General features: G+C 71.1%; 21 protein-coding genes. 14 read left to right on the forward strand and 7 right to left on the reverse strand.

The genetic code is table 11. The features are described from left to right. Positions 1-46: 46 nt before the first annotated feature. Complete coding sequence (locus ACZ56U_RS10530; RefSeq protein ID WP_469083631.1) at positions 47-1,057, forward strand: questin oxidase family protein; 1,011 nt, start codon at positions 47-49, stop codon at positions 1,055-1,057. 162 nt (positions 1,058-1,219) lie between these two features. Further along, complete coding sequence (gene hemC / locus ACZ56U_RS10535; RefSeq protein ID WP_469083632.1) at positions 1,220-2,155, forward strand: hydroxymethylbilane synthase; 936 nt, start codon at positions 1,220-1,222, stop codon at positions 2,153-2,155. A gap of 21 nt (positions 2,156-2,176) precedes the next feature. On the opposite strand, the gene ACZ56U_RS10540 is transcribed toward hemC, so the two are convergent. Both ACZ56U_RS10540 and ACZ56U_RS10545 read right to left on the reverse strand, forming a co-directional pair. Beyond that, the gene (locus tag ACZ56U_RS10540; protein WP_469083633.1) at positions 2,177-2,692 is read right to left on the reverse strand and encodes a hypothetical protein; all 516 of its coding nucleotides are present in this window, start codon (positions 2,690-2,692) and stop codon (positions 2,177-2,179) included. 191 nt (positions 2,693-2,883) lie between these two features. Further along, positions 2,884-3,105: a hypothetical protein gene (locus ACZ56U_RS10545; protein ID WP_469083634.1), complete on the reverse strand. Its 222-nt coding sequence runs from the start codon at positions 3,103-3,105 to the stop codon at positions 2,884-2,886. A gap of 223 nt (positions 3,106-3,328) precedes the next feature. Here ACZ56U_RS10545 and ACZ56U_RS10550 point away from each other — a divergent pair, with 223 nt between their 5' ends. Beyond that, positions 3,329-4,120, forward strand: coding sequence for a SigB/SigF/SigG family RNA polymerase sigma factor (locus ACZ56U_RS10550; protein ID WP_469083635.1), 792 nt, complete (start codon positions 3,329-3,331; stop codon positions 4,118-4,120). 10 nt (positions 4,121-4,130) lie between these two features. Here ACZ56U_RS10550 and ACZ56U_RS10555 read toward each other — a convergent pair whose 3' ends face one another. After that, positions 4,131-4,463 carry an ANTAR domain-containing protein gene (locus ACZ56U_RS10555; RefSeq protein WP_469083636.1) on the reverse strand — a complete coding sequence of 111 codons (333 nt, stop codon included), beginning with the start codon at positions 4,461-4,463 and terminating at the stop codon, positions 4,131-4,133. Between the two features lie 159 nt (positions 4,464-4,622). On the opposite strand from ACZ56U_RS10555, the gene ACZ56U_RS10560 reads away from it, so the two are divergent. Next, complete coding sequence (locus tag ACZ56U_RS10560; RefSeq protein ID WP_469083637.1) at positions 4,623-5,426, forward strand: VOC family protein; 804 nt, start codon at positions 4,623-4,625, stop codon at positions 5,424-5,426. Here ACZ56U_RS10560 and glgX read toward each other — a convergent pair. After that, complete coding sequence (gene glgX, locus ACZ56U_RS10565) at positions 5,398-7,527, reverse strand: glycogen debranching protein GlgX (RefSeq protein ID WP_469083872.1); 2,130 nt, start codon at positions 7,525-7,527, stop codon at positions 5,398-5,400. The two genes, ACZ56U_RS10560 and glgX, sit on opposite strands and share 29 nt — an antisense overlap. 26 nt (positions 7,528-7,553) lie before the next feature. Further along, positions 7,554-8,039, reverse strand: a complete 486-nt coding sequence (locus ACZ56U_RS10570) for a pep a2 (RefSeq protein ID WP_469083638.1) — start codon at positions 8,037-8,039, stop codon at positions 7,554-7,556. A gap of 227 nt (positions 8,040-8,266) precedes the next feature. Here ACZ56U_RS10570 and ACZ56U_RS10575 point away from each other — a divergent pair, with 227 nt between their 5' ends. The 10 genes from ACZ56U_RS10575 (at position 8,267) to ACZ56U_RS10620 (ending at position 23,593) form a co-directional block, all read left to right on the forward strand. Beyond that, positions 8,267-8,566: a DUF5133 domain-containing protein gene (locus tag ACZ56U_RS10575; RefSeq protein ID WP_469083639.1), complete on the forward strand. Its 300-nt coding sequence runs from the start codon at positions 8,267-8,269 to the stop codon at positions 8,564-8,566. A gap of 71 nt (positions 8,567-8,637) precedes the next feature. After that, on the forward strand, positions 8,638-10,620 hold the full coding sequence (locus ACZ56U_RS10580; protein ID WP_469083640.1) for an alpha-1,4-glucan--maltose-1-phosphate maltosyltransferase: 1,983 nt from the start codon (positions 8,638-8,640) through the stop codon (positions 10,618-10,620). After that, positions 10,617-12,335 (forward strand): maltose alpha-D-glucosyltransferase, encoded by a 1,719-nt coding sequence (treS, locus tag ACZ56U_RS10585; RefSeq protein ID WP_469083641.1) that lies wholly within the window; start codon positions 10,617-10,619, stop codon positions 12,333-12,335. Before ACZ56U_RS10580 ends, treS begins: the two co-directional genes overlap by 4 nt. 29 nt (positions 12,336-12,364) lie before the next feature. Next, positions 12,365-13,729 carry a maltokinase N-terminal cap-like domain-containing protein gene (locus ACZ56U_RS10590; protein WP_469083642.1) on the forward strand — a complete coding sequence of 455 codons (1,365 nt, stop codon included), beginning with the start codon at positions 12,365-12,367 and terminating at the stop codon, positions 13,727-13,729. A 4-nt stretch (positions 13,730-13,733) separates the two neighbouring features. Beyond that, positions 13,734-15,935 (forward strand): 1,4-alpha-glucan branching enzyme, encoded by a 2,202-nt coding sequence (glgB, locus tag ACZ56U_RS10595; protein ID WP_469083643.1) that lies wholly within the window; start codon positions 13,734-13,736, stop codon positions 15,933-15,935. 63 nt (positions 15,936-15,998) lie between these two features. Further along, positions 15,999-17,111 (forward strand): glutamate--cysteine ligase 2, encoded by a 1,113-nt coding sequence (locus ACZ56U_RS10600; protein ID WP_469083644.1) that lies wholly within the window; start codon positions 15,999-16,001, stop codon positions 17,109-17,111. Positions 17,112-17,334: 223 nt separating this feature from the next. After that, complete coding sequence (locus ACZ56U_RS10605; protein WP_469083645.1) at positions 17,335-19,239, forward strand: AMP-dependent synthetase/ligase; 1,905 nt, start codon at positions 17,335-17,337, stop codon at positions 19,237-19,239. A 112-nt stretch (positions 19,240-19,351) separates the two neighbouring features. Continuing rightward, entirely contained in the window at positions 19,352-19,756 is a 405-nt protein-coding gene (locus ACZ56U_RS10610) for an ATP-binding protein (RefSeq protein WP_469083646.1), read from the forward strand. Positions 19,757-19,972: 216 nt separating this feature from the next. Next, positions 19,973-21,337: an NAD(P)/FAD-dependent oxidoreductase gene (locus tag ACZ56U_RS10615; protein ID WP_469083647.1), complete on the forward strand. Its 1,365-nt coding sequence runs from the start codon at positions 19,973-19,975 to the stop codon at positions 21,335-21,337. Between the two features lie 54 nt (positions 21,338-21,391). Further along, positions 21,392-23,593, forward strand: a complete 2,202-nt coding sequence (locus ACZ56U_RS10620; RefSeq protein WP_469083648.1) for an FUSC family protein — start codon at positions 21,392-21,394, stop codon at positions 23,591-23,593. A 308-nt stretch (positions 23,594-23,901) separates the two neighbouring features. On the opposite strand, the gene ACZ56U_RS10625 is transcribed toward ACZ56U_RS10620, so the two are convergent. Then, positions 23,902-24,747 carry a DUF1206 domain-containing protein gene (locus ACZ56U_RS10625; RefSeq protein WP_469083649.1) on the reverse strand — a complete coding sequence of 282 codons (846 nt, stop codon included), beginning with the start codon at positions 24,745-24,747 and terminating at the stop codon, positions 23,902-23,904. Between the two features lie 82 nt (positions 24,748-24,829). After that, entirely contained in the window at positions 24,830-25,681 is an 852-nt protein-coding gene (locus ACZ56U_RS10630; protein ID WP_469083650.1) for an ANTAR domain-containing protein, read from the reverse strand. Positions 25,682-25,705: the final 24 nt, after the last annotated feature.

Here is a 25,705-nt window from a genome sequence, read left to right on the forward strand (position 1 = left end):
CCGCGCCCGATCCCCGCCCCCCGGCGGGCGGCATACCGTCCCTGTCATGAACACAAGCGGACACCTGGAAGAGGCCCTCGAACGCGTCCACGCCTTCGGTCCCGAGCGGGAGGGCTGGCTCAGCAACCACGCCCCCATGGTCGTCGAGGCGCTCGCCGCCCACGGACAGGCGAACGCGGTGCACCGCTGGCTGGACCAGTACCGGGACAAGCTGGAGGACTTCCCCGACCGCGTCGCGCCCGTCACGGAGGCCAACTGGCGGGAGGCGCTGGGTGATCCACGCCGTATCGCCGACTGGACCGACCACTATGCCCGCGCCCTCGACGCACACCCGTGGCGGGCCGTCCTCGCCGAGTGGTGGCCACGACTGCTGCCCGGCCTGTACGGCGGTGCCACCCACACCGTCATCCGGGTCGGCCACGCCGTCCGCGCCCTGGAGGCGGGCGAGAACGCGCCCCGGGTCACCGAACTGGCGCACGCGCTGGGCTACTGGGCCGCCCGGCACCAGCCGGTGACCGGTCTCACCGCGCTGCAGGGCGCACCGAGCGCGCGCGAGTCCCTGGACGCCGTGCCCGCGATCGAACCGGGCCACGTGGGCTTCCGGAACCGTCTCGGCGCCGTCCGCCACCTGCCCACGTGGGCCGACGACGTGACCGACCCGGAGACGGCCCGCGCCCGGCTCACCGAACTCGTCCACGCCGCCACCCACCGCTACGCCACCCACGGCCACGGCGAGCCGACCATGCTCGTCCACGCGGCCACGGCGCCCAACGCCGTCCTGCGCACCCTGGACGCGCTGCCCCGCACCCTGTGGGCGCCGAGCCTGCACGCGGCCTGGAACGCCTCCGCCGCGGTCACCGCGATGTACGCCCCCGCGGACGGGGTCACGTACACGCCACCCGCCCGCCTCACCCCCGAAGAGGTCCTGGAACGCGCCCTGGCCCACGGCGACGAACACGTCATCAAGCTCACCGACACAGCCCTCGACGTGGGTGACGACCTGGCGCTCGCGGCGGCGCTGCGCTCGGTCGAGATGAGCGATCCGCTCGCCGGATAGCGCGTGGAGCGGCGCGAACTCCCGCGCCACCGCTGCCTGGTGCGCACTTCCGGGCGATGCGGCCGGTCTCTCGGGCGGCAGGGGTCTCCACCCCTTCGACCGGCGCGCGTGAAGAGAGCGGTACCGGACTGCCGCTCGGTCGCGAGGGTCTATCGTGTCCGCATGTCCGTGCCCGAACTGATCCGTATCGTCTCCCGCGACTCGCCCATGGCGCTCGCCCAAGTGGAGCGTGTCCGCGCCGAGTTGGCCGTCCTGCACCCGGGTGTGCGCACCGAGGTCGTACCGGTGAGGACGACCGGCGACAAGTGGATGGGCGACCTGTCCAAGGTCGAGGGCAAGGGCGCCTTCACCAAGGAGGTCGACGCCGCCCTGCTGGCCGGCGAGGCCGACCTCGCGGTGCACTGCGTCAAGGACGTGCCCGCCGACCGGCCGCTCCCGGCGGGGACCACCTTCGCCGCGTTCCTGAAGCGGGACGACATCCGGGACGCCCTGATCCACCCGGGCGGGCTCACCCTGGACGAGCTGCCGGCCGGCACCAGGATCGGCACCTCCTCGGTCCGCCGGGTCGCACAACTGGCGGCCACGCACCCCGAGTTGGAGTGCGTGCCGTTCCGCGGCAACGCCAACCGGCGGCTCGCGAAGCTGGCGGCCGGAGAGGCGGACGCGCTGCTGCTCGCGGTGTCCGGCCTGGAACGCATCGGCCGCGAGGACGTGATCAGCGAGGTCCTCTCCCCCGAGACCATGATGCCGCCGATCGGTGCGGGCATCCTGGCGCTCCAGTGCCGCGAGGGCGACACCGAGCTGATCGACGCGGTCAGCGGGCTCGGCGATCCGGACACCCACCGGGAGGCCACGGCGGAGCGGATGTTCCTGCACGTGCTCCAGGGGCACTGCAACAGCCCGATCGCCGGGTACGCGCGCGTGGACCACGGGGGCGAACTGTCACTGCGGGCCTGTGTGTTCACCCCGGACGGCAAGACCCGCCTGAACGCCCACGAGTGGGCGGGCCGTCTCGACCCGGCCACGCTCGGCACCTCGGTCGCGGTGGCGCTGCTGCGGCAGGGCGCCCGGGAGATCATCGACGGCATCCCGCACTGAGCCCGCGGCCGGCAACGACCGTCAGGCGCTGCCCTCTTCGGCCTGGTCCCGCAGGAAGTTGCTGATCTGGTGGGCCAGGCCGTCCCGTCCGGCGGCGCAGCTCACAGCACCCTCCTGGAGGCCGATGCCGCCCGCCCACAGCCTGCGGTCGGCCCACTCCTCGTCGACCCGCAGCTGGATCTGCACGTCGACCTGGCTCAGGGACGCCTCCGGGCCCGCCGCGTACAGCACGGCGGTGGCGCGGCGCAGCGGGTAGACGTCGAAGCCCTCGATGAACTGCGAGTTGCGCCAGTCGATGAACGCGCTCTCGCCGTCGGCACCGATCCGGACGTCGATCTGGCCGTCCTCCAGGTGGATGGTGGAGTGCCGGTCGCCGCGGTTCTCGACGGTCACGCGGACGCTGAAGTACGTGAGGCCCTCGGCGGCGTCGTCCCGGCCGCGTGGTGGCTCGGAGGCTTCCAGCCGGTGGACGCGGACACGCAGACCGGCACGCTCGTCGTACTCCTGCCAGTCCCCGACCACGTTCGGCTCGTACACAATCCACCTCTTGTCCCTCAGAGAGCTGCTTCCTATCTGTGTGCTCAGCGCACTGTCAAATGAGCAGAATGCGCTGTGGCCAGCGGGTTCACCCCCTTTGATCAGTGATCAAGCCGTGCGCAGGAAGAACACCCCGACACCGGGGGCGCACCACCCCGCGGGCGTGCCGCACATCACGTCCCGCCCCATGATCAGCGCGCGAGCCGGCCGAGCAGTGACGGGGCCGCCGCGATGCCGAGCGTGGCAGCGCCGAACAGTACCCCGAAGTCGAGCGCGAGATGGGCGGGCGTGCCGAGGAGGACGCCGCGCGGGGCGTCGACCTGGCAGCCGGGACGACGACGCCTGTCGAGAGCGCGGGGGTCGCCGCCGACCAGCCCTCCGCAGCAGAGGCAACCGCCCCGAGGGCAGGTCAAGGTCGCTCACGCACAGGATGCGGAAGGTGTCAGCGCGTACATCTTTTTGGGCGAAATGTCCCGGATTGTTTTGACTCATGTGTCACCGGGAATGCGCAGCTATGTGCTTCGGACAGGAGGCACGTCCGTGGGAGTCCGTCCCCGGTGTCCTCCGTTCGGGTTCCGAGCGCGCGCCTCCCATGGTTGTTTCCCATCCCAGCATCCGCTGAGGGAGGTGCGCGCGATGCGCGTCACCACCAGAACCAAGCAGCACCCGCACGACGACGCCCCCGACACCGCGGCGTCCTTCGAACGACTCGCCTCCCTGCCCGACGGCCCGGAACGCAAGGCGCTCCGCGACGAGCTCATCGCGGTCTGGCTGCCGATGTCCGAGCGCATCGCGGTCCGCTTCAAGGGCCGCGGGGAGTCCCTGGAGGACCTCTACCAGGTGGCCGCCCTGGGCCTGGTGAAAGCCGTCGACCACTACGATCCCGCGCGCGGCCACGCCTTCGAGGCGTACGCCGTACCGACCGTGACCGGTGAGATCAAGCGGCACTTCCGCGACCATCTGTGGACGCTGCACGTACCCCGCCGGGTGCAGGACCTGCGCAACCGGGTCCGCGCGGCACTCAAGGAGCTGTCGCAGACGACCCAGGGGCGGGCCCCCACCGTGGCCGAGATCGCCGAGTTCGCCCACCTCAGCGAGGACGAGGTGCGCAGCGGCATGGAGGCCCTGGAGTGCTTCTCCGCGCTGTCCCTGGAGGCGGAGATGCCGGGCACCGACGGATACGCGCTCGGCGACGCCATCGGCGGCCCCGACCCGCGGTACGACACCGTGGTGGACCGCGTCGCCGTCGGCCCCTGTCTGCGGGCCCTTCCGGAGCGCGAGCGGACCATCCTCTACCTGCGGTTCTTCCAGGGCATGACACAGAGCGGCATCGCCGAGGAACTGGGCATCTCACAGATGCACGTCTCCCGGCTGCTCAGCGGCTGCTTCGCCCAGATCCGTGAGGAACTGCTGGCCGAGGTCCGGTGATGCCGGCGGGTCACTCCGTGGTCGAGCCGGGGATCTGGGTCGGGCCGTGGCGGTCGAGCGCCTCCTCGAGCGCGGCCCGGATCTCCGGCGGCATCTGTCCGCTGCGCCCCCAGATCAGGATCAGCTCGGCGACATTGCGGAGCTTGATGTTGGTGTGCTGGGAGACCTCCTTCAGCACCGCCCAGCCCTGGTCCGGGGTGACGCGCCCGAGGGCGACGACCATGCCGATCGCCTGGTCCACGACGGCATGCGCGGTCACCGCCTCCTTCAGCTGCTCCACTTCCGCCTGGAGCTTGAAGATACGGTCCGTCTCGTCGCCGGGTTCGTCCCGTTCCGTGGTCACCCCACCATCCTCGTCACTCCACCGGCCCAGTGCCACCGGGTGCGTCCCGCTCGTTTCGGTCATGTCCGCCGGGTACTCGACAGGCGCTGGGAACGGTTCCGGTCGGACACTGTCAGCAGACCAGGAGCCGCCGACCGGCGAGATCAGGACGCGACTGCCATGAACCACGACATCAGACGACCCGGTGGTACGACGGACGTCGTCTCCACCCACTCCGTGTTCGGTGCCCCCTGCTGGGTGAGCCTGACCACCCGGGACCAGGAGGCCGCCGAGGCGTTCTACACCGCCGTACTGGGCTGGGAGTGGCGCCCGGCCAAGCTCGGCGACCGGTTCCGGATGGCCGTGGCGGACGGGACCCCGGTCGCCGGGATCGCCGCGATCGCCACGATGTGGCAGATGGCGGTCGCGTGGACGCCGTACTTCGCCGTGCCCAGCGCCGACGAGGCCGTGGCGCGGGCACAGGAGCGGGGCGGCACCGCCGCCGTCGGGCCGCTGTCCTTCCCGCCCGGACGGGCGGCACTGCTGGCCGACCGGGACGGGGCGACCTTCGGGATCTGGGAGGGCGAGCTCGTCTCCAACTGGGGCAGCTGGCGCCGCGCCGCCCCCACCTTCATCCGCCTGCACACCCGCGACGCCTTCGACGCGGCCATCTTCTACGGCGAGGTCCTGGACTGGGCCTCCAACCGGCCCGGCTGCTGCGAGGTCCGCTACGAGGGCGGCGAGGTCGTCCTGCGCAGCCAGGGGGACGTCGTGGCCCGGATCGAGTCGGGGGCGCTGGGAGCGGCGCCCGATCCCACCATTCGGCCGCACTGGCAGGTGCACTTCGCCGTCTCGGACGTCGGCGCCTGCGCCCTGGCCGCCGAGCGGCACGGCGGGAGCGTCCTGTCCAAGGGCGAGGACGAGGCCGTGCTGCGCGATCCCGACGGGGCCCGGTTCACCGTGACGGCGCGCCGCGCCCGCTGAGCGGGGACGCCGTCTTCGAGGGCCGTGACAGCAGGACCAGGCTGCGCGGCTCGACACTCACCACCGTCTGCGCCTTGTGCTCCGTCTCGTCCGGGGCGCCCTTCGGCTCGGCGGTGTCGATCAGCGTCGTCCAGCGTTCGCCGTACTCCGGGTCCGGCAGCCGGAAGTCGACCGGCTCCCAGTAGCTGTTCAGCAGCAGCAGGAAGGAGTCGTCCACCACCGGCCGGCCGCACGGGTCCGGTTCGGCGATGGCGTCACCGTTGAGGAAGACGGCGACGGAGTGCGCGTCGGAGCGCAGCCAGTCCTCGTCGGTCATCTCCCGCGCGTCCGGCGCGAACCACACGAGGTCGGGCAGGGGCTGGCCGGCGTGGGTCACGGTCTCGCCGCGGAAGAAGCGCCGCCGCCGCAGCACGGGGTGTGCGGCGCGCAGGCCCACGACGTACCGCGTGAAGTCGGCGAGGTCGCGCTGGTCCTCCGTCAGCCGCCAGTCGATCCAGGAGACGTCGTTGTCCTGGCAGTAGGCGTTGTTGTTGCCGCGTTGGGTGCGGCCGAGTTCGTCGCCGTGGCACAGCATCGGGATGCCCTGCGACAGCAGCAGGGTGGCCAGGAAGTTGCGCTGCTGGCGGCCGCGCAGCTCGAGCACGGCGGGGTCGTCGGTCTCGCCCTCCACCCCGCAGTTCCAGGATTGGTTGACGCTCTCGCCGTCGCTGTTGCCCTCGCCGTTGGCCTCGTTGTGCTTGTCGTTGTAGGAGACCAGGTCGCGCAGGGTGAAACCGTCGTGCGCGGTCACGAAGTTGACGCTGGCCCGCGGCCGGCGCCGACTGTGCTGGTACAGGTCGGAGGAGCCGGTCAGCCGGGAGGCGAAGTCGCCGAGGGTGTGCTCGCCGCCGCGCCAGAAGTCCCGCACGGTGTCCCGGTACTTGCCGTTCCACTCCGACCACAGCGGCGGGAAGTTGCCCACCTGGTAGCCGCCCTCGCCGACGTCCCACGGCTCGGCGATCAGCTTGACGCGGCTGATCACCGGGTCCTGCTGGATCAGGTCGAAGAACGCCGACAGCCGGTCCACCTCGTGGAACTGCCGGGCCAGGGTCGCCGCGAGGTCGAAGCGGAAGCCGTCGACATGCATCTCGGTGACCCAGTACCGCAGCGAGTCCATGATGAGCTGGAGCACGTAGGGGTGCCGCATCAGCAGGCTGTTCCCGGTGCCGGTGGTGTCGTAGTAGTGCTCCCAGTCGCCGTCCACCAGCCGGTAGTACGACGCGTTGTCGATGCCCCGGAAGGAGAGGGTGGGCCCCTTCTCGTTGCCCTCGGCGGTGTGGTTGTAGACGACGTCCAGGATCACCTCGAGGCCGGCCGCGTGCAGGGTGCGCACCATCGACTTGAACTCGGTGACCTGCTGACCGCGGGTGCCGTGGGCGGCGTAGTCGTTGTGCGGGGCGAAGAAGCCGATCGTGTTGTAGCCCCAGTAGTTGGACAGTCCGCGCCCGCGCAGCACCCCGTCGTGCACGAACTGGTGCACCGGCATCAGCTCCACCGCGGTCACCCCGAGGGACGTCAGGTGCTCGACGACGGCCGGGTGGGCCAACCCGGCGTAGGTGCCGCGGAGTTCGGCGGGGACGTCGGGGTGGGTCTGGCTCATCCCGCGGACGTGGGCCTCGTAGATGACGGTGTCCGCGTAGGGCCGACGGGGTGGGCGGTCGTCGCCCCAGTCGAAGAACGGGTCGGTGACCACGCCGAGCATGGTGTGTCCGGCGCTGTCGGCGGCGGGGTCGTAGAGCGCGGGATCGTGGTCCACCTGCCCGTCCACGGCCCTGCTGTACGGGTCGAGCAGCAATTTCGCGGAGTTGCAGCGATGGCCGAACCCGGGGTCCCAGGGCCCGTGCACCCGGTAGCCGTAACGCTGTCCGGGGCCGATCCCGGGCAGGTAGCAGTGCCATACGAAGCCGTCCACCTCCGCGAGGGGGACGCTGCGGTGGCCGCCGTCGTCGTCGACGAGGACGAGTTCGACGCACTCGGCGACCTCGCTGAAGAGCGCGAAGTTGGTGCCCTGTCCGTCGTAGGAGGCGCCCAACGGGTAGGGGTGCCCGCTCCAGACGGGCACCCCTGCCGTGCGTCGGCGTTCCGCGGTCACCGGGCATCCTCCAGGACGCCGCCGACGACCGGTTCCTCGCGCGGCACTTGCAGCACCTCGCACTCGCTCGGCACGGGCGCGGTCGGCACCAGCGGGACGCGCTCACCGGCGCGGGCACGCTGCGAGAACCAGATGACCTTGCTGCCGGTCTCCGTGGCGCAGCAGCCCCAGCCGTCGCTCATCGCGGCGATGTGCTCCAGGCAGCTACGCAGGTCCTGGTCCGGGCGCAGGTCACGGTCGTCGTCGCCGACGGCCGTGATGAGGTGCTGGCCGTTCCACCACATCTCGATCGAGGTGAGCTTGTCGGTCGCGTGCTCGTCGATGGCCTTCAGCAGCAACTCGGCGCCGCGGCAGACGGGTTCGACCAGGTTGTCGAGGTCCCAGTACCGCAGGTGAGCCGCCAGGATGCGGCTGACCTGATCGACCCGTTCCGGGGTGACGTCCACGTCGAGGTGGTAGTAGCGGGGCACTGCGGTGTTCATCGTCGTTGGCTCCTCACCGGCGAAGCTCTGCCGCCCCTCGCCCCGGCGGGACGAACGCGCAGCGTGAGCAGTGATCGCTCCTGAGTCACCTCAAGAGTGGGAGTGCTACGCCATTCGTGCAACACGAGCGAGCCGTGAGGCCAACGAGGTGGTTGAAGATCCAACAAGACGCTACGTCGTGACCCGTGCACCATGAGTGAAACTCTCCATGGAAGGTGAACGGCGCCATGCTGCTACCGGCCAAGGCCGAAGTCGCCCGGCAACTTCGGCGTTACCGCGCCTGCGAACGCGTGATGCTCGCCTCCCCCGCCGACCGCGGGGCACGGGCCACCTTCGAGGACGCGGGCTACACCCTGTGCGTTCTCATGGGGAAACGCTGCGCGCGCGAGGCCGCCGACGCCGCCGAACGCTATCTGCGGACGAATCCCGTCACCTATCTGCGCGAGCAGGACGAACAGTTCCGCGCGACCACCGAGGTCCGACGGAGCCCGCCGGTGACGTCGGTGCGTACCCCCGCGGGGAGGTAGATCCTTCCGGCGCAGCTTCCATCCCCGGCCGGGCCACGGGCCCGGCCTCGAGCACGGCGGAGGTGAGACCCATGAGCGCGAACACCACCATCGGCCGCATCCCGGTACGGGACGTCCGGCCGCTCGTCGACGGCGGCAGCAGCCCGGCCAAGGCGGTCCCTGGGGAGACGTTCCAGGTCACGGCCACCGTGTTCCGCGAGGGCCATGACGCGGTCGCCGCCAATGTCGTACTCACGGACCCGGAAGGCCGCCCCGGTCCCTGGACCCCGATGCGTGAACTGGCCCCCGGCTCCGACCGCTGGGGCGCCGACGTCACCCCCGACGCCGTGGGCCGGTGGACGTACCACGTGGAGGCCTGGAGCCACCCGATCGCCACCTGGCGCCACCACGCCGGCATCAAGATCCCGGCCGGCATCGACGTCGGCCTCGTGCTGGAGGAGGGCGCCGACCTGTACCTCCGGGCGGCGGCCGGGGTGCCCGAGGACGCGGGGCGCGAGCTGGTCCTGGCCGCCGCGGACGCGCTGCGCGACGACCTGCTGGTGGTCTCCGCACGGCTCGCGGGGGCGTTGTCGCCGGAGGTGGAGGCGGTGCTGGCCCGGTATCCGTTGCGGGAGCTGGTGACCGTTTCGGAGGTGCTGCCGCTTCTGGTGGAGCGGGAGCGGGCGTTGGTGGGGGCGTGGTACGAGTTCTTCCCCCGTTCGGAGGGCACGCCGGAGCGGCCGCACGGTACGTTCCGGACGGCGGCGCGGCGGTTCGAGGCGATCGCGGCGATGGGTTTCGACGTGGTGTATCTGCCGCCGGTCCATCCGATCGGGACGACGTTTCGCAAGGGGCCGAACAACACGCTGTCGGCGGGTCCGGAGGATCCCGGGGTGCCGTGGGCGATCGGTTCGCCCGAGGGCGGTCATGACGCGGTGCACCCGGATCTGGGCACGATCGAGGACTTCGACTGGTTCGTGGAGCAGGCCCGCCGGCACGACCTGGAGATCGCGCTGGACTTCGCGTTGCAGTGCTCGCCGGACCATCCGTGGGTGCACAAGCATCCGGAGTGGTTCCATCACCGCCCGGACGGGACGATCGCGTACGCGGAGAACCCGCCGAAGAAGTACCAGGACATCTACCCCATCGCCTTCGACGCCGACCTGGACGGGCTGGTCGCGGAGACGGTGCGGGTGCTGCGGTTCTGGATGGAGCACGGGGTGCGGATCTTCCGGGTGGACAACCCGCACACCAAGCCGGTCGTGTTCTGGCAGCGGGTGATCGCGGACATCAACGCCGCCGACCCGGACGTGATCTTCCTGGCCGAGGCGTTCACCCGGCCGGCGATGATGCACACCCTGGCCCAGATCGGCTTCCAGCAGTCCTACACGTACTTCACCTGGCGCAACACCAAGGAAGAACTCACCGAGTACCTGACGGAGCTGTCGGGTGAGGCGGCCGCCTACATGCGGCCCAACTTCTTCGCCAACACCCCCGACATCCTGCACGCCTACCTCCAGCACGGCGGCCGTCCGGCCTTCGAGGTCCGCGCGGTCCTGGCCGCCACCCTCTCGCCGGCCTGGGGCATCTACAGCGGCTACGAACTGTGCGAGAACACCCCCCTGCGCGCCGGCAGCGAGGAGTACCTGGACTCGGAGAAGTACCAACTCAGGCCCCGCGACTGGGAGTCGGCACAAGACACCATCGCTCCCCTGATCACCCGGCTCAACGCGATCCGCCGGGCGCACCCGGCCCTGCGCCGGCTCAGGAACATCCACTTCCACCCCACCGACAACGACTCGGTGATCGCCTACAGCAAGCGCACCGGGGAGGACACGGTTCTGGTGGTCGTCAATCTCGACCCTCATCACACCCAGGAGGCCACGGTCTCGTTGGACATGCCGCAACTCGGCCTGGACGGGAACACATCGCTGTCCGTGCACGACGAACTGACGGGTGACAGCTACCGCTGGGGCGACAGGAACTATGTGCGCCTCGAACCCGGTCGGGCGCCCGCGCACGTGTTCCACGTCCAGCCATCGGCATCCGAGACCGGAGGGTCAAGAGCGTCATGACCGTCAACGAGCCCGTCCACGACACCTTCGAGGACACCCCCGCCAAGGACCGGGATCCCGACTGGTTCAAGCGCGCCGTGTTCTACGAGGTGCTCGTCCGCTCCTTCCAGGACAGCAACGGCGACGGCGTCGGCGACCTGAAGGGCCTCACCTCCAAACTCGACTACCTGCAATGGCTCGGCGTCGACTGCCTGTGGCTGCCGCCCTTCTTCAAGTCACCCCTGCGCGACGGCGGCTACGACGTCTCCGACTACACCGCCGTCCTGCCCGAGTTCGGCGACCTCGCCGACTTCGTGGAGTTCGTCGACGCCGCCCACCAGCGCGGCATGCGCGTCATCATCGACTTCGTCATGAACCACACCAGCGACCAGCACCCGTGGTTCCAGGAGTCCAGGCGCGACCCCGACGGCCCCTACGGCGACTACTACATGTGGGCCGACGACGACAAGAAGTACGACGAGGCGCGGATCATCTTCGTCGACACCGAGGTCTCCAACTGGACCCACGATCCGGTGCGCGGCCAGTACTTCTTCCACCGGTTCTTCTCCCACCAGCCCGACCTCAACTACGAGAACCCCGCGGTCCAGGAGGAGATCCTGGCGGCGCTGCGCTTCTGGCTGGACCTGGGCATCGACGGCTTCCGCCTCGACGCGGTCCCCTACCTCTACGCCGAGGAGGGCACCAACTGCGAGAACCTGCCCGCCACCCACCAGTTCCTCAAGCGGGTGCGCCGCGAGATCGACCTGATGTACCCGGACACGGTGCTGCTGGCGGAGGCCAACCAGTGGCCCGAGGACGTCGTGGACTACTTCGGCGACTACTCCTCCGGCGGCGACGAGTGCCACATGGCGTTCCACTTCCCCGTCATGCCCCGCATCTTCATGGCCGTACGCCGCGAATCGCGCTACCCCGTCTCCGAAATTCTCGCCAAGACCCCGGCCATCCCGTCCAGTTGCCAGTGGGGCATCTTCCTGCGCAACCACGACGAGCTGACCCTGGAGATGGTCACCGACGAGGAACGCGACTACATGTGGGCGGAGTACGCCAAGGACCCGCGGATGCGCGCCAACATCGGCATCCGCCGCCGCCTCGCCCCGCTCCTCGACAACGACCGGGACACCATCGAGCTGTTCACCGCGCTGCTGCTGTCCCTGCCCGGCTCGCCGATCCTCTACTACGGCGACGAGATCGGCATGGGCGACAACATCTGGCTCGGCGACCGCGACGCGGTGCGCACACCGATGCAGTGGACACCGGACCGCAACGCGGGTTTCTCCACGGCCGACCCCGGGCGGCTCTACCTGCCGACCATCATGGACCCGGTCTACGGCCACCAGGTCACCAACGTCGAGGCGTCCATGAGCAGCCCCTCCTCGCTGCTGCACTGGACCCGCCGCATGATCGAGATCCGCAAGCAGAATCCCGCCTTCGGCCTGGGCTCCTACACCGAGCTCCAGTCCTCCAACCCGGCCGTGATCGCCTTCCTGCGCGAGTACGAGGACGACCTCGTGCTGTGCGTGCACAACTTCTCCCGCTTCGCACAGCCCACCGAACTCGATCTGCGCGCCTTCGACGGACGCCACCCGGTGGAACTCATCGGCGGGGTCCGCTTCCCCGCCATCGGTGAACTGCCGTATCTGCTGACGCTGGCAGGGCACGGCTTCTACTGGTTCCGGCTCTCCCGAGTCGCATCCCGCATCGTCCGACGACCGTGAGCGATGCGCCGGTGAAAGGAGTCGTCACCATGCCGAAGACCGCCTTCCCACGCCCGGACGGTACGACCGTCACCGGGCCCATGGCCTCGCTCGCCGGGCTGCTGCGCGAGTGGCTGCCCCGGCAGCGCTGGTTCGCGGGCAAGGACCGGCCCGTCACGGAGCTCACGCTGCTGTCCATGACGGAGCTGTTCCCGGGCTGTCTGCACCTGCTGGTCCACGCCGGACACACGGCCCTGCCCGCCCCCAGCGGCACGGCCGGCAGCTCCGGCGACTGCTACCAGCTGCTCCTCGGCGTCCGCAAGCATCTGTCGCCGCGCCTCGGCCGGGCCCTGATCGGGCGGGCCGAGGAGGGGCCGCTGGCCGGGCTGGTGGTCTACGACGCCCTGCAAGATCCCCGGGCGGCACAGCTGCTGCTGGAGCGGCTGCGGCAGCCCGGCGCGGCCGGACCGCTGCGTTTCGAGGCCGACCCGGCCGTGTCGGTGCCCGCGGGACTCGCGCCGCGGGCCCTGGAGGCGGAGCAGTCCAACTCCTCGCTGGTGTACGGGGAGTCGTACATCCTCAAGGTCTTCCGGCGGGTGCAGCCCGGCGTCAACCCGGATCTGGAGGTGCCGGGCGCGCTGGCCGGGCAGGGGTGCCGCCGGGTGCCCGCTCCGGTCGCCTGGTTCCGGACCACGCATCCGCAGGAGGCGACCCTCGGGGTGCTCCAGCCCTTCCTGCCCGACGCCTCGGACGGCTGGACCCTGGCCCTCCAGGCCCTCGCCTCCGGGGACGACTTCACGGCGCAGGCCCACGCGCTGGGGCGGGCCACCGCCGAGGTGCACCTCGCCCTGGCCGCCGCCTTCCCGACCGGGGCCCCCGCGGAGAACGACCGGACGGCGGCCGAGATGAGCGAGCGCCTGACCTCCGCCGCGCACTGCGTACCGGCCCTCCAGCCGTTCGTGCCCGGGCTGCGGGCCGCTTTCGCCGCGCTCACCACGTGCGACTCCGGTCCGCCGGCCCAGCGCATCCACGGCGACCTGCACCTCGGGCAGGTGCTGCGGGCAGGCCGCGACTGGTTCGTGATCGACTTCGAGGGCGAACCGTCCCGCCCGCTCGCCGAACGGCGCAGCACCCACTCCCCGGTCCGGGACATCGCCGGCATGCTGCGGTCCTTCGACTACGCGGCCCGCCAGCGGCGCCCCTGGCGCCCGGAGTGGGCGCGCCGCTGCCGTGAGGCCTTCTGCGCGGGGTACGCCTCGCTCGCCGGGTGGGACCCGCGCAAGAAGCACGGGCTGCTGCGTGCCTACGAGACCGACCGGGCCGTGTACGAGGTGCTCTACGAGGCCCGGCACCGCCCTGACTGGATGCCCGTACCGATGGCGGCGATCGAACGCCTTGCCGTGAGAGGAGCCTGAGACCGTGGCCCTGCGTGATACCACGCCCCCCGAGGCGGGCGGCCCGGCCCCCTGCCGAGCCGCCCCCGCCCTGGACCCTGCCGATCGCGACCGGCTGCTGTCGGGCGCCCATCACGATCCGCACGCCCTCCTGGGCGCCCACCCGGTGCCCGGCGGCATCGCCTTCCGCGCCCTGCGTCCCTTCGCGAGCTCGGTGAGCGTGGTCGTCGACGCCGAGCCCCACAGGCTCATCTCCGAGGGCGAGGGCCTGTTCACCGGCGTCCTCCCCCTCACCGCGATCCCCGCGTACACCCTGCTCGTGGCGTACGGGGACGACCAGCGCGAGGTGCACGACCCGTACGCCTTCCTGCCCGCGCTCGGCGAGGTGGACCTGCACCTCATCCGTGAGGGCCGGCACGAGCAGCTGTGGAAGGCCCTCGGCGCCGAGCCGATGACCCACCAGGGTGTGACCGGCACGCGCTTCACGGTCTGGGCGCCGAACGCGCGCGGGGTACGCGTCGCCGGGGACTTCACGTGCTGGGACGGCACGGCGTTCCCGATGCGGTCGCTGGGCGCGTCCGGGGTGTGGGAGCTGTTCCTGCCGGGCATCGGGGAGGGTGCCCGGTACAAGTTCGAGATCACCTCCCGGCGCGGCGACCGGTTCCTGAAGGCCGACCCGATGGCCCGTCGCGCCGAGGTCCCTCCCGACACCGCGTCGATCGTGACCGTGTCGCACCACGAGTGGGACGACGCGGAGTGGATGGCGCACCGGGGCGACGTCCCCGTGCACGAGGCGCCGTTCTCCGTGTACGAGGTCCATCTGCCCTCCTGGCGCCCCGGGCTGACGTATCGCCAGTTGGCCGAGGAACTCCCGCCATATGTCAAGGAGTTGGGCTTCACGCATGTGGAGCTGATGCCGGTGGCGCACCATCCCTTCAGCGGTTCCTGGGGCTACCAGGTGACCGGTTTCTACGCGCCGACGGCCCGGCTCGGCTCACCGGACGACTTCAAGTACCTCGTCGACGCACTGCACCGGGCCGGTCTCGGCGTGATCATGGACTGGGTGCCCGCTCACTTCCCCAAGGACGACTGGGCGTTGGGCCGCTTCGACGGCGAGCCCCTGTACGAGCCGGGAGACTGGCGACGGGCCGAGCACCCGGACTGGGGGACGTACGAGTTCGACTACGGGCGGGTCGAGGTGCGCAACTTCCTCGTCGCCAACGCGGTCTACTGGTGCGAGGAGTTCCACATCGACGGGCTGCGCGTGGACGCGGTCGCCTCGATGCTCTACCTGGACTACTCGCGCGACTCCGGACAGTGGACACCCAATGTGTTCGGCGGCCGTGAGGACCTGGACGCGATGGCGTTCCTCCAGGAGATGAACGCCACCGTCTACCGGCGGGTGCCGGGGGTCATGACGATCGCCGAGGAGTCCACCGCGTGGGACGGGGTGACGCGGCCCACGGAGAGCGGTGGTCTGGGCTTCGGGCTGAAGTGGAACATGGGCTGGATGCACGACTCGCTCGGCTACGTCCAGCACGATCCGATCCACCGCAAGTACCACCACCACGAGATGACCTTCTCGATGGTCTACGCGTACAGCGAGAACTACGTCCTGCCCATCTCCCACGACGAAGTCGTCCACGGCAAACAGTCGTTGGTCTCCAAGATGCCCGGCGACTGGTGGCAGCAGCGCGCCACCCACCGCGCCTACCTCGGCTTCATGTGGGCCCACCCCGGCAAGCAACTCCTCTTCATGGGCCAGGAGTTCGCCCAGGGCGCCGAGTGGTCCGAGGCGCACGGCCCGGACTGGTGGCTGCTGGACCCGGCCTACGACGCCGAGCCCGACCACCGCGGCGTGCGGGACCTGGTGGCCGACCTCAACACCGTCTACCGGCACACCCCGGCACTGTGGCAGCGGGACACCACCCCCGACGGCTTCCGGTGGATCGTGGGCGACGCCGCCGACGACAACGTCTTCGCCTTCCTGCGTTTCGACGCGGAGGGCACACCGCTGCTGGCCGTCTCGAACTTCTCCCCCGTCGTCCGCCACGACTACCGCCTCGGCGTCCCCGACGACATCCCCGCCTGGCGGGAGATCCTCAACACCGACGCGCACCGCTATGGCGGCAGCGGCGTGACCTGCGCCGAACCGGTCACACCGGAGGACGGTGTCGTACGCGTCACGCTGCCTCCGCTCGCGACGGTATGGCTCACTCCTGTGTGATCGGCCGTCCGCTGGGCAGTCGGGGCGTACGACACCCCCGTCGCGGCAGAAGGGCAGTATCACGTGCGCACCGTTGGAGTAGAGGAGGAACTCCTCCTGGTCGACCCGGAGACCGGCGAGCCTCGGGCCATGTCGGCCGCAGTGCTGGCGCGTGCCGCAAAGGACGACCCGGACGGGGACGTCTTCGAGAAGGAGCTCCACAACCAGATGCTCGAGTTCGCCACCCATCCCCAGTCGGAGATGGCGGAACTCGCCGCGGAGATCGTCCGCTGCCGCAAGGAGGCGGCCCGGCATGCCGGGGAGATCGGCTGCACCGTCGCCGCGCTCGCGACCTCTCCGCTGCCGGTCAGCCCCTCGGTGAACGTGGGCGAGCGCTACCAGTGGATGGCCGAGCAGTACGGCGCCACCAGCAAGGACCTCGTGCTGGGGTGCCATGTCCATGTGTCCGTCGAGTCCGACGACGAGGGCGTCGCCGTGATCGACCGGATGCAGCCCTGGCTGTCGGTGCTGGCGGCACTGAGTGCCAACTCCCCGTTCTGGCAGGGCCGGGACACCCAATACAGCAGTTATCGCAGCCGGGTGTGGCAGCGGTGGCCGTCGGCCGGTCCGACCGAGGTCTTCGGGTCGGCCGAGTGCTATCACCGGCGGGTGGCGGACATGGTCGCCACCGGGGTGATCCTCGACGAGGCGATGGTCTACTTCGACGCCCGGCTGTCCCAGCGCTACCCGACGGTCGAGATCCGGGTCTCGGACGTCTGTCTGCACGCCTCCACCGCCGCCCTGATCGCCACGCTCGCCCGCGGACTCGTCGAGACCTCGGCGCGCGACTGGCGCGCGGGCCGGGAACCGGCGGGCCACAGCGTCAGCCTGCTGCGGATGGGCGCCTGGCAGGCCGCGAGGTCGGGTCTGACGGGGGAACTGCTGCATCCGACGACCATGAGACGACTGCCCGCGGAGACGGTCGTACGGGCACTCCTGGAACACGTCGGTGACGCACTGGCCGAAACCGGTGACCTCGACCGGGCGCGGGAGGGCTGTGCCGCGTTGCTGCGGCACGGCAACGGCGCGCGGGTGCAGCGGGAGCTGATGGAGCGGACCGGGAGTCTGCGGGACGTCGTCACCGAGTGCGTGCGCCAGACCCAGGAGGAGAGCGGCCCGCTCTCGCCGCACCTGTGACGGGGCGCGGGACAGCCTCCGCCAAGGGGTGAGCCTGCGCGCCGGTCCGGACCGTGGTCGCCGTCGCGCACGCCTTCCGAGTGCCTTGATCACGCCCAGATCACCAAGTGGGGCCTACTTGTCGAATCCCTGCATCGACCGCGCTGACCTGGGCTAGATTCGGGCACCGCCGATAACCGTGCTCATCGGTGGAGTCACACCCCGTACACACCAGGAGCAGCGCATGCGCGACGTCGCCCTCGCTCCCCCGTCCGTCTCACCCCTGACCGGCGGGCTCGCCGACAGCGTCTTCGACACGGCGGCCCGCAACCCCACCCTGCCGATGCTCGCGCGCCGCTCCGACCCCTCCTCGACCAGATGGCAGGAGGTGACGGCCGTGGAGGTGCGGGACGAGGTCGTCGACCTCGCCAAGGGCCTGATCGCCTCCGGGATCGCACCGGGCAACCGCGTGGCGATCATGGCCCGTACCCGGTACGAGTGGACGGTTCTCAGCCACGCCCTGTGGGCCGTCGGCGCCGAGGTCGTGCCCATCTACCCGACGTCCTCACGCGACCAGGTCGCCTGGATCCTCAAGGACTCCGACTGCGTCGGCGTGATCGTCGAGGACGAGCAGAGCATCATGACGGTCGGCTCGGTGTGCGCGTCGCTGCCCCGGTTGCGCCATGTCTGGCAGATGGACGACGGGGCGCTGGAACAGCTCGTCGCGCGGGGCGAGTTCATCCCCTTCACCACGGTCGAGTCGCTGCGCCGCATCGTCATGCCGGACTCCACCGCGGCCGTCGTCTACACCTCCGGCACCACGGGCCGCGCCCTGGGCTGCGCCCTGAGCCACCGCGGCCTGGCGAGCGCCTGCGACACCCTGCTGGAGGGCTGGGGCCACACGGTGGTACCGCCGGGCGGGCAGGGCAGCGTCCTCGCCTTCCTGCCGTTCTCCCACGTCTACGGCCTGCTGGTGCAGAGCCTGTGCATCCGCGGCGGCCTGCTGATGGGGCACGAACCGGAACTGACCGAGGCGGCCCTCTCGGCGGCGCTGCGCTCCTTTGCGCCCACGTACTTCTGTGCCGTGCCCTCGCTCTTCGAGCGGATCTACAAGACCTTTCTGCGCACGGCTCAGCAGACCGGCCGCGGCACCCTGTTCGAGCGGGCCGCGGAGACGGCACGGGACTTCGCCGCGGCCGTCGAACGCCACCGCCTCGGCCAGGGACCGGGACCCGGCCTCGACCTGCGCCTGCAACACGCCCTGTACGAACGCACGGTGTACCGCAGGCTCCGGTCCGCGATGGGCGGGCGGGTGCTGCGGGCCACGTCGGGCGGGTCACCGCTGAGCCGTGAGCTCTCCCTGTTCTACGAGGGCATCGGCCTGTATGTGAACGACGGCTACGGGCTGACCGAGACCAGTGGCGCGGTCACCGGCCAGCCGCTGGGCCGGGAGAAGTCCGGCACCGTCGGACAGGCCCTGCCGGGCACCCGGATCATGGTGGCCGAGGACGGGGAGATCCTGGTCAGCGGCCCCTCGATGTTCCAGGGGTACGTCAACGACGAGGCTGCCACCCGGGCCGCGCTCGGGGGCGGGTGGCTGGCCACCGGGGATCTGGGGCGCCTGGACGCCGAGGGCTATCTGTCGATCACCGGCCGCAAGAAGGACGTCATCATCACCGGCAGCGGCAAAAGCGTGGCGCCGGCCTTCCTGGAGCAGCGGCTGCGCATGCATCCGCTCATCCACCAGGCGGTCCTGGTGGGCGACGACCGGCCCTGTGTGGGCGCCCTGATCACCCTGGACCCGGACTTCCTGGCCCACTGGCGGGGCGGGCTCGCGCTGCCGGGGGACGCGCCGAGTCGGCAGGCGCGTGAGGAGAACGCGCTGCGCGAGGAGATCGGGCGGGCCGTGGCCGCCGCGAACAGCGCGGTGTCCCGATCGGAGTCCGTCCGGGTCTTCCGGGTGCTGCCGGAGCCGTTCGACCTGGCCAGCGGACTGCTCACCCCCTCGATGAAGCTGCGCAGGGACGAGATCGTGCGGCACTACGCCTTCGAGATCGACGCGATGTACCAGGCGCGCTCGCGCACCCCGCGGCAACAGCTGTCCGACGAGGTGAGCGGCTGGGACGACGCGGACAACGTGTTCCGGTGACGCGGGTCCCGGGAGTCCGATTGACCTCAGCGCCCCCGGGAACTCGCAGCAGTGGCGCCGCCGAGGAGCGCCGGACACCGGACTGGGCATGCGAGCACCGTAGGAACGAGCATTGGCTTCTGTGGAGATCCCCAGCCTCACCACGAGCTTCGCGGGCGAGCCGCGGAGCGTCACCGGCGCGCGGGTCGCCGCGGACGAGTTTCTCTACGGGCTCGCGCAGGCCGCGGAGCCCTCGACACCCGAGCACTGGGACGACATCCTGCTCGTCGTCACCGAACTGGCCGCCAACGCCGTCCAGTACGCCCCGGGACCCTTCGAGCTGTCCCTGCGGCGCACCTTCGACGGCGTGCACGTGACCCTGCACGACACCAATCCCACCCCGCCCGCGCCGCGCCCCTTCCACCCGAGCAAGGGGGGCGGGGGTGTCGGCTGGCATCTGATCCACGCCCTGTGCGATCAGGTGAGCGTGCTGACCGACGGCTCCGGCAAGGACGTGCATGTGTTCCTGCCCTGGTGAGCAGCCCCCTCGTGAATCACATGACTTTCACATTGATCCGGTGCGTCGGGCCCGCCCCGGCGGGCATGGTGGTGCACGACGCGTACGTCTGCCTGCCGCACCCGGCTGGCGGAACGGCCGGAAGCACGGTGGGATCGATGTTGCACGAGCGCGATCCAGGGGCAGGCGTACGGCGTCCGACTCGGACCGCCGGAGCCGCAGAAGGGAAGAACGACCGTGACACGACCCAGGATCCTGGTGGTCGGCGCAGGTTTCGCCGGCGTGGAGTGCGTCCGCCGACTGGAACGCAAACTCGCGCCGGACGAAGCCGACGTCACGCTGGTGACGCCGTTCGCCTACCAGCTCTATCTCCCGCTGCTCCCCCAGGTCGCCTCCGGTGTGCTGACACCCCAGTCGATCGCCGTCTCGCTGCGCCGCAGCAAGAAGTACCGCACGCGGATCGTGCCGGGCGGCGCCATCGGTGTGGACCTGAAGTCCAAGGTCTGCGTGGTGCGGACCATCACCGACCAGATCGTCGACGTGCCCTACGACTACATCGTGCTGGCGCCCGGCAGTGTGACCCGCACCTTCGACATCCCCGGCCTGACGGACCACGCGTTCGGCATGAAGACGCTCGCCGAGGCCGCCTATGTGCGTGACCACGTCATCTCGCAGCTCGATCTCGCCGACGCCAGCCAGGACGAGGCCGAACGCACCGCGCGGCTGCAGTTCGTGGTGGTGGGCGGCGGCTACGCGGGCACCGAGACCGCGGCCTGCCTGCAAAAGCTCACCCACGCCGCCGTGAAGCGCTACCCGCGCATCGACCCGGGGCTCATCAAGTGGCACCTGATCGACGTCGCGCCGAAGCTGATGCCGGAACTCGGCGACAAGCTCGGCAGCAGCGCCCAGCAGATCCTGACCCGGCGCGGCATCGACATCTCGCTCGGCACCTCCATCGCGAAGGCGGGCCCCGAGGAGGTCACCTTCACCGACGGCCGGGTGATCCCCACCCGCACCCTGATCTGGACGGCCGGCGTGGTCGCCAGCCCGCTCATCGCGACGCTGGGCGCCGAGACGATCCGGGGGCGGCTCGCGGTCACCTCCGACATGAAACTGCCGGGCCACGACGGCGTGTTCGCGCTCGGCGACGCCGCCGCGGTCCCCGACGAGGCCAAGGACGAGGACGGCGCGGTCTGCCCGCCCACCGCGCAGCACGCGATGCGCCAGGGCAAGCACGTCGCCGACAACGTCATCGCGACCCTGCGCGGGCAGGCGACGACGCCCTACGTCCACAAGGACCTCGGTCTCGTGGTCGACCTCGGCGGCAAGGACGCCGTGTCCAAGCCGCTCGGCATCGAACTGCGCGGCCTGCCCGCCCAGATCGCGGCCCGCGGCTACCACTGGATGGCGCTGCGCACCAACGTCGCCAAGGTCCGCGTCGCGACCAACTGGACGCTCAACGCGCTCGCCGGCGACGATTTCGTCCGCACCGGCTTCCAGGCCCGCAAGGCCGCGAAGCTGAAGGACTTCGAGTTCACGGACGCGTATCTGACGCCGGAGAAGGTGCGGGCCCACGTCGAGGGAACGGACCGCCAGGAGTAGTCGCGCGCAGTGCATGAGGTACGTCGTTCGGGTCGGGTGCGGCCACGGGATCTCGTGGCGGCGTCCGACCCCGGACTGCTGCGGCTGGCGGCCGGGCTGCGGACCGTGGCCGCCATCGCGCTCACCCTGGCCGTACTGGGCCTGCTCGGCGCCACGGTGCCGCATCTGGTGGCGGGGGCGATCGCGGCGATGGTCGCCACCTTCGCCATCCGCGAGAAGGAGCGTGCCGCGCAGGCCGTCACGCTCGCGCTGGGCCTGCCGGTGGCGCTCGCCGCCCTCACCCTCGGGGCGCTGCTGCGCTCCCATGTGGTCGCCGGTGACCTGTTCTTCGTCGCGCTGATCTTCTGCGCCGTCTACGGCCGGCGCTACGGCGACCGGGGCACCGCACTGGGGCTGATCGGGTTCCAGGTCTACTTCGTCTCCCTGTTCGTCGGGGCCACCGCCGGCGCCCTGCCGGAGCTGTACGGCGCTCTGGCCGTCGCCTTCCTCGCCAGTGCCGTCGCGCGTTTCGCCCTCGTGCCCGAGACGCCGACGGGGATGCTGGGGCGGCTGCGGGAGGCCTTCCGCGCCCGGCTGGCGCAACTGGTGTCCGCGCAGCTGGAGTTGCTCGACGCGCGGGGCTCCGCCCAGGTGGAGAAGGCGCTGGAGCAGGTGCGTGACGGCACGGCACGGCTGCACGAGACGGCCCTGATGATCCAGGGCCGGCTGGAGGCGGGCACGGCCGACGAGGGGGCGGCGCGGCTGGTGCAGCGGCGCATCGCGGACGCGGAGGTGGCCGCCGAGCGGCTGGGGCTCGCGCTGCTGACCGCGCGCAGTGCCGAGCGGGCGGACACGCTGACCCTGCATCTGCCGGGTGCGCCGGTCCCGCCGGGCGGACCGCCGGCCACGGCGGACGCGGCGACCGGGATGTTGCGGCGCGATCTGGAGGCGCTGCGGCTGCTCGTGGATCGGCCCGTCGCGGCACGGTCCGGTACGGGACTGTCGCATGTCCGCAACCGGCTGCTGGGCTACCGGGACGAGGAGAACCTGCCGACGGCGCCACCGGCCGTCCAGGACGTGTTCCGGGCCGTCGGGGAGGCGGCTCGCGCGGTGCTGGGGCTGCGGGTCGCGCTCGACGGGCCGCAGGACGAGTCGGACGACAGCCCCGCCACCACCCGTTCCCGCGAGGAGCTCGACGCCGAGGACGCGGCGATCGACGCCGCCGAGGAACCCGCCGAGGACGAGCCCACGGGCCTTGGGCGGCCCACCACCCGGGCGGCCGTCCAGGTCGCGGTGGGGTCGGCGCTGGCCATCGTCGGCGGTGAGCTGCTGTCCAGCCAGCGTTGGTACTGGGCGGTGCTTACCTGCTGGATCGTGTTCATCAACACCGCGTCCACGGGCGAGATCCTGGTCAAGGGCTACCGGCGGCTGCTGGGCACCCTGCTGGGGGTGGTGGCCGGTATCGCGCTGGCGGGGCTGGTCGGGCAGCACACCTGGACGGCGTTCGCGGTGGTCCTGGTCTGTGTGTTCCTGATGTTCTACACGGCGCCGCTGTCGTACACGCTGATGTCGTTCTTCGTCACCGCCGCGCTGGGGGTGCTGTACACCCTGCTGCACACCTACAGCCTGTCGGTGCTGGTGCTGCGGGTGGAGGAGACGGCGCTCGGGGCGGCCTGCGGGGTGCTCGCGGCGGCGCTGGTACTGCCGGTGCGCACGGACCACCGTACGAACGACCTCCTGGTGGAGGTGCTGGACCGGCTCGCGGATGTCACGGAGACGGCCGTGGACCAGCTCAGCGGCGGACCGCCGGCCGAGTTGCTGGACCTGGCCCGCGATCTGGACCAGGCGCTGGCCGACCTACGGGCGGCCACCCAGCCGCTCATCCACCCCGTCACCCCGCTGCGGGCCCGGCGGGACACCGCGCGCTACGTCGTCGCCCTGCTGGAGACCTGCGCCTACCACGCGCGCTCGCTGGCGGCGACGGCCGAACTGCTGCCCACGCATCCCTCGATCGCGGCGGACCCCCGGTTGCGCGGGGCGGGGCGGCGCATCCTGCACAACATCCGGGCGGTCGCCGCGTATGTCGCCGACGACCGTTCCACGGAGGTGCTGGAGACGGGACCGAGCATGGCCTCGCTCCTGGATGCCGGCGCCCCTGGCGTACCGCGCTACGGCCGCGTCACTGACCGGGTCCTACGACATCTGCAACGGCTGGACGAAGGGGTACTGGGACTGGCCCGCCCGCTGGAGGTACCGGTGCGCAGCCCGAAGGGCTGAGGCGTGAGGCCCACGTCCCGAGGTGCGGACCGGGGTCCTGAAGGTGCGGGGCGCGGGCCGGAGTCCCGAGGTGCGGGGCACATGTCCCGACGCGTGAGGCCCGCGACCCGAGGTGCGGGGCGCGGGCCGAAGTCCCGAGGTGCGGGGCACATGTCCCGACGCGTGAGGCCCGCGTCCCGACGTGCGGGGCACGGGCCGGAGTCCCCGAGGTGTGGGGCACGGGTCCCGAAGCGTGAGGCCCGCGTCCTGAGGCGCGGGCCGGATTCCTGACGCGCAGGGCCCGCGTCCTGAGGCGCGGGGCCCTGTCCTCACACCCGGCGCCAGCGTGCCATGGCGAAGGAGAACAGGCCGAACAGCACCAGGCCGGCGGCCACCAGGGCCAGCAGCCAGGGGCCGAGCGGGGTGTCGGCGAAGGAGCGGAGGGTGTCGTCCAGGCCCTTGGCCTTGTCGGGCTTGTAGTCGACCGCGGCCCGTACGGCGAAGGCTCCGGCCGCGGCGAACACCAGCCCGCGAGCCGCGCCGCCGCCCACCCCGGTCACATCCACCATCCGCCGCATGCGCTGCGACATCTCGCTGAGCTTGAGCTTGTCGCGGTAGTGCCGCATGACGGCCCGGGCGCCGATCCACAGGCCCGCGATGGCGATCCCGACGCCCGCCAGGCCCACGATCCACTGGCCGCCGGGCAGGTCCAGCACCTTGGCGGTGACGTCCTTGGACTGCTTGTCGCTGGAGCCGCCGCTGCCGTTGCTGGAACCGGTGCCCGCCGCGAACGACAGCACGGAGTAGGCGACGAACGCGTAGAACACGAACCGGGCGCCAGCCAGCAGGCGCTTCTTCGCCGAACGGCCCTTCGGTCCGACCGAGCCGAACACGATCTCCGACAGACGCCACAGGGCCATGCAGACCAGCCCGATGCCCAGGGCCCACAGCATCGCGGAGCCGAAGGGCTTGTCCGCCAGCTCTTCGAGGGCACCGCCACGGTCCGCCTGGCGCTTTCCGTTACCGAAGGCGATCTGCAGCGCCAGCGCACCGACCATCAGGTAGATGACCCCACGCGCCGCGAGCCCCGCCCGGGCGGCACCTTCCGTGGCGGAGCCGCGCGCCGATCTGCCGATCGCCGACTGTCCGCTCCCCGCCGTAAGACTCCCGTTCATCTCTCGACCTCCCGCACTCCGAATGCCCCGGTCAGGGCGTGACACACCCCTGCACCGGCAGGCGGGAATGTGAGGACAGAACCTACTGCTGGGGCCTTCCGGCACCCAGGGCGTGCAGGTACTCCAGGGCGTCCAGGACGATCGTGCGCTCGTGCCAGGCGAGCCACCGGCCGGTCTGGTTGCCCACCACCTCCAGCACCTTCAGCTGCGTGTCGGTCAGGCCGGTGAGCGTGTGGTCGACATGGGCCGAGACCATGCCCACGCACAGGCCGGAGGAGGTGGTCAGCGGCACGCTGTGACAGGCCCGGCTGCCCTCGGCGAGGATCGTCTCCCGCGCCGACTCGGTGAAGACCGGGTCGGTCTCCACATCGCGCACGGTGACCTGGGCGACGTCACGCGCCGCCTTCGCACAGGACGTGCCCTCCTCGCCGACATGGCCGAAGAAGTCGACGAAGTGCTCGGTGTGTCCGGTGTGCGCCTCGATGCGCAGGCCTCCCTTGACCCGGTCGACGAGCTGGACGTTGCCCATGTCGGCGCCGACCACGGCGAGCGTCTGGCTCAGTACGGCCTTCAGGACGCCGCCGCGGTTGCCGGGCCCCACGCGTCGCGCGGCCGGGAAGCTCAGGGCGGGCTCGGCGGACCGGGCCCGCCCCGGGAACCACAGCTCGTCGGGGGCGTCGGGGCGCGGCGCCGACAGGAGTATCTCCGCCAGGCTGCGCATCTTGACGTTGTACCGCTGGGAGGCCTTCCGCATGAGGGTGAACGCGCTGTCGGCGTCGGACAGCGTGTACCGCTCGCGCAGCAGGCCTTGGGCCTCGGCGATCAGGACGTGGGCGCGGGAACGGACGCGCAGCTCGCGGACCTCGGCCCGCAGCCGCCGCAGCTCGTCATGGTCCGCTCCGTCGTCCGCGGCCGGCTGTCCTGGCTCTGCCATGTGGCTCCTTCATTTGCTTCCGCC

The sequence above is a fragment of the Streptomyces sp. NPDC034103 genome (assembly GCF_055575395.1).

Coding starts and splice junctions, on each gene's coding strand:
- ACZ56U_RS10590 (WP_469083642.1), top strand. CDS start 12,365: ATGCCGAAGACCGCCTTCCCACGCCCGGACGGTACGACCGTCACCGGG.
- ACZ56U_RS10560 (WP_469083637.1), top strand. CDS start 4,623: ATGAACCACGACATCAGACGACCCGGTGGTACGACGGACGTCGTCTCC.
- hemC (WP_469083632.1), top strand. CDS start 1,220: ATGTCCGTGCCCGAACTGATCCGTATCGTCTCCCGCGACTCGCCCATG.
- ACZ56U_RS10605 (WP_469083645.1), top strand. CDS start 17,335: ATGCGCGACGTCGCCCTCGCTCCCCCGTCCGTCTCACCCCTGACCGGC.
- ACZ56U_RS10550 (WP_469083635.1), top strand. CDS start 3,329: ATGCGCGTCACCACCAGAACCAAGCAGCACCCGCACGACGACGCCCCC.
- treS (WP_469083641.1), top strand. CDS start 10,617: ATGACCGTCAACGAGCCCGTCCACGACACCTTCGAGGACACCCCCGCC.
- ACZ56U_RS10570 (WP_469083638.1), bottom strand. CDS start 8,039: ATGAACACCGCAGTGCCCCGCTACTACCACCTCGACGTGGACGTCACC.
- ACZ56U_RS10530 (WP_469083631.1), top strand. CDS start 47: ATGAACACAAGCGGACACCTGGAAGAGGCCCTCGAACGCGTCCACGCC.
- ACZ56U_RS10575 (WP_469083639.1), top strand. CDS start 8,267: ATGCTGCTACCGGCCAAGGCCGAAGTCGCCCGGCAACTTCGGCGTTAC.
- ACZ56U_RS10580 (WP_469083640.1), top strand. CDS start 8,638: ATGAGCGCGAACACCACCATCGGCCGCATCCCGGTACGGGACGTCCGG.
- ACZ56U_RS10625 (WP_469083649.1), bottom strand. CDS start 24,747: ATGAACGGGAGTCTTACGGCGGGGAGCGGACAGTCGGCGATCGGCAGA.
- ACZ56U_RS10630 (WP_469083650.1), bottom strand. CDS start 25,681: ATGGCAGAGCCAGGACAGCCGGCCGCGGACGACGGAGCGGACCATGAC.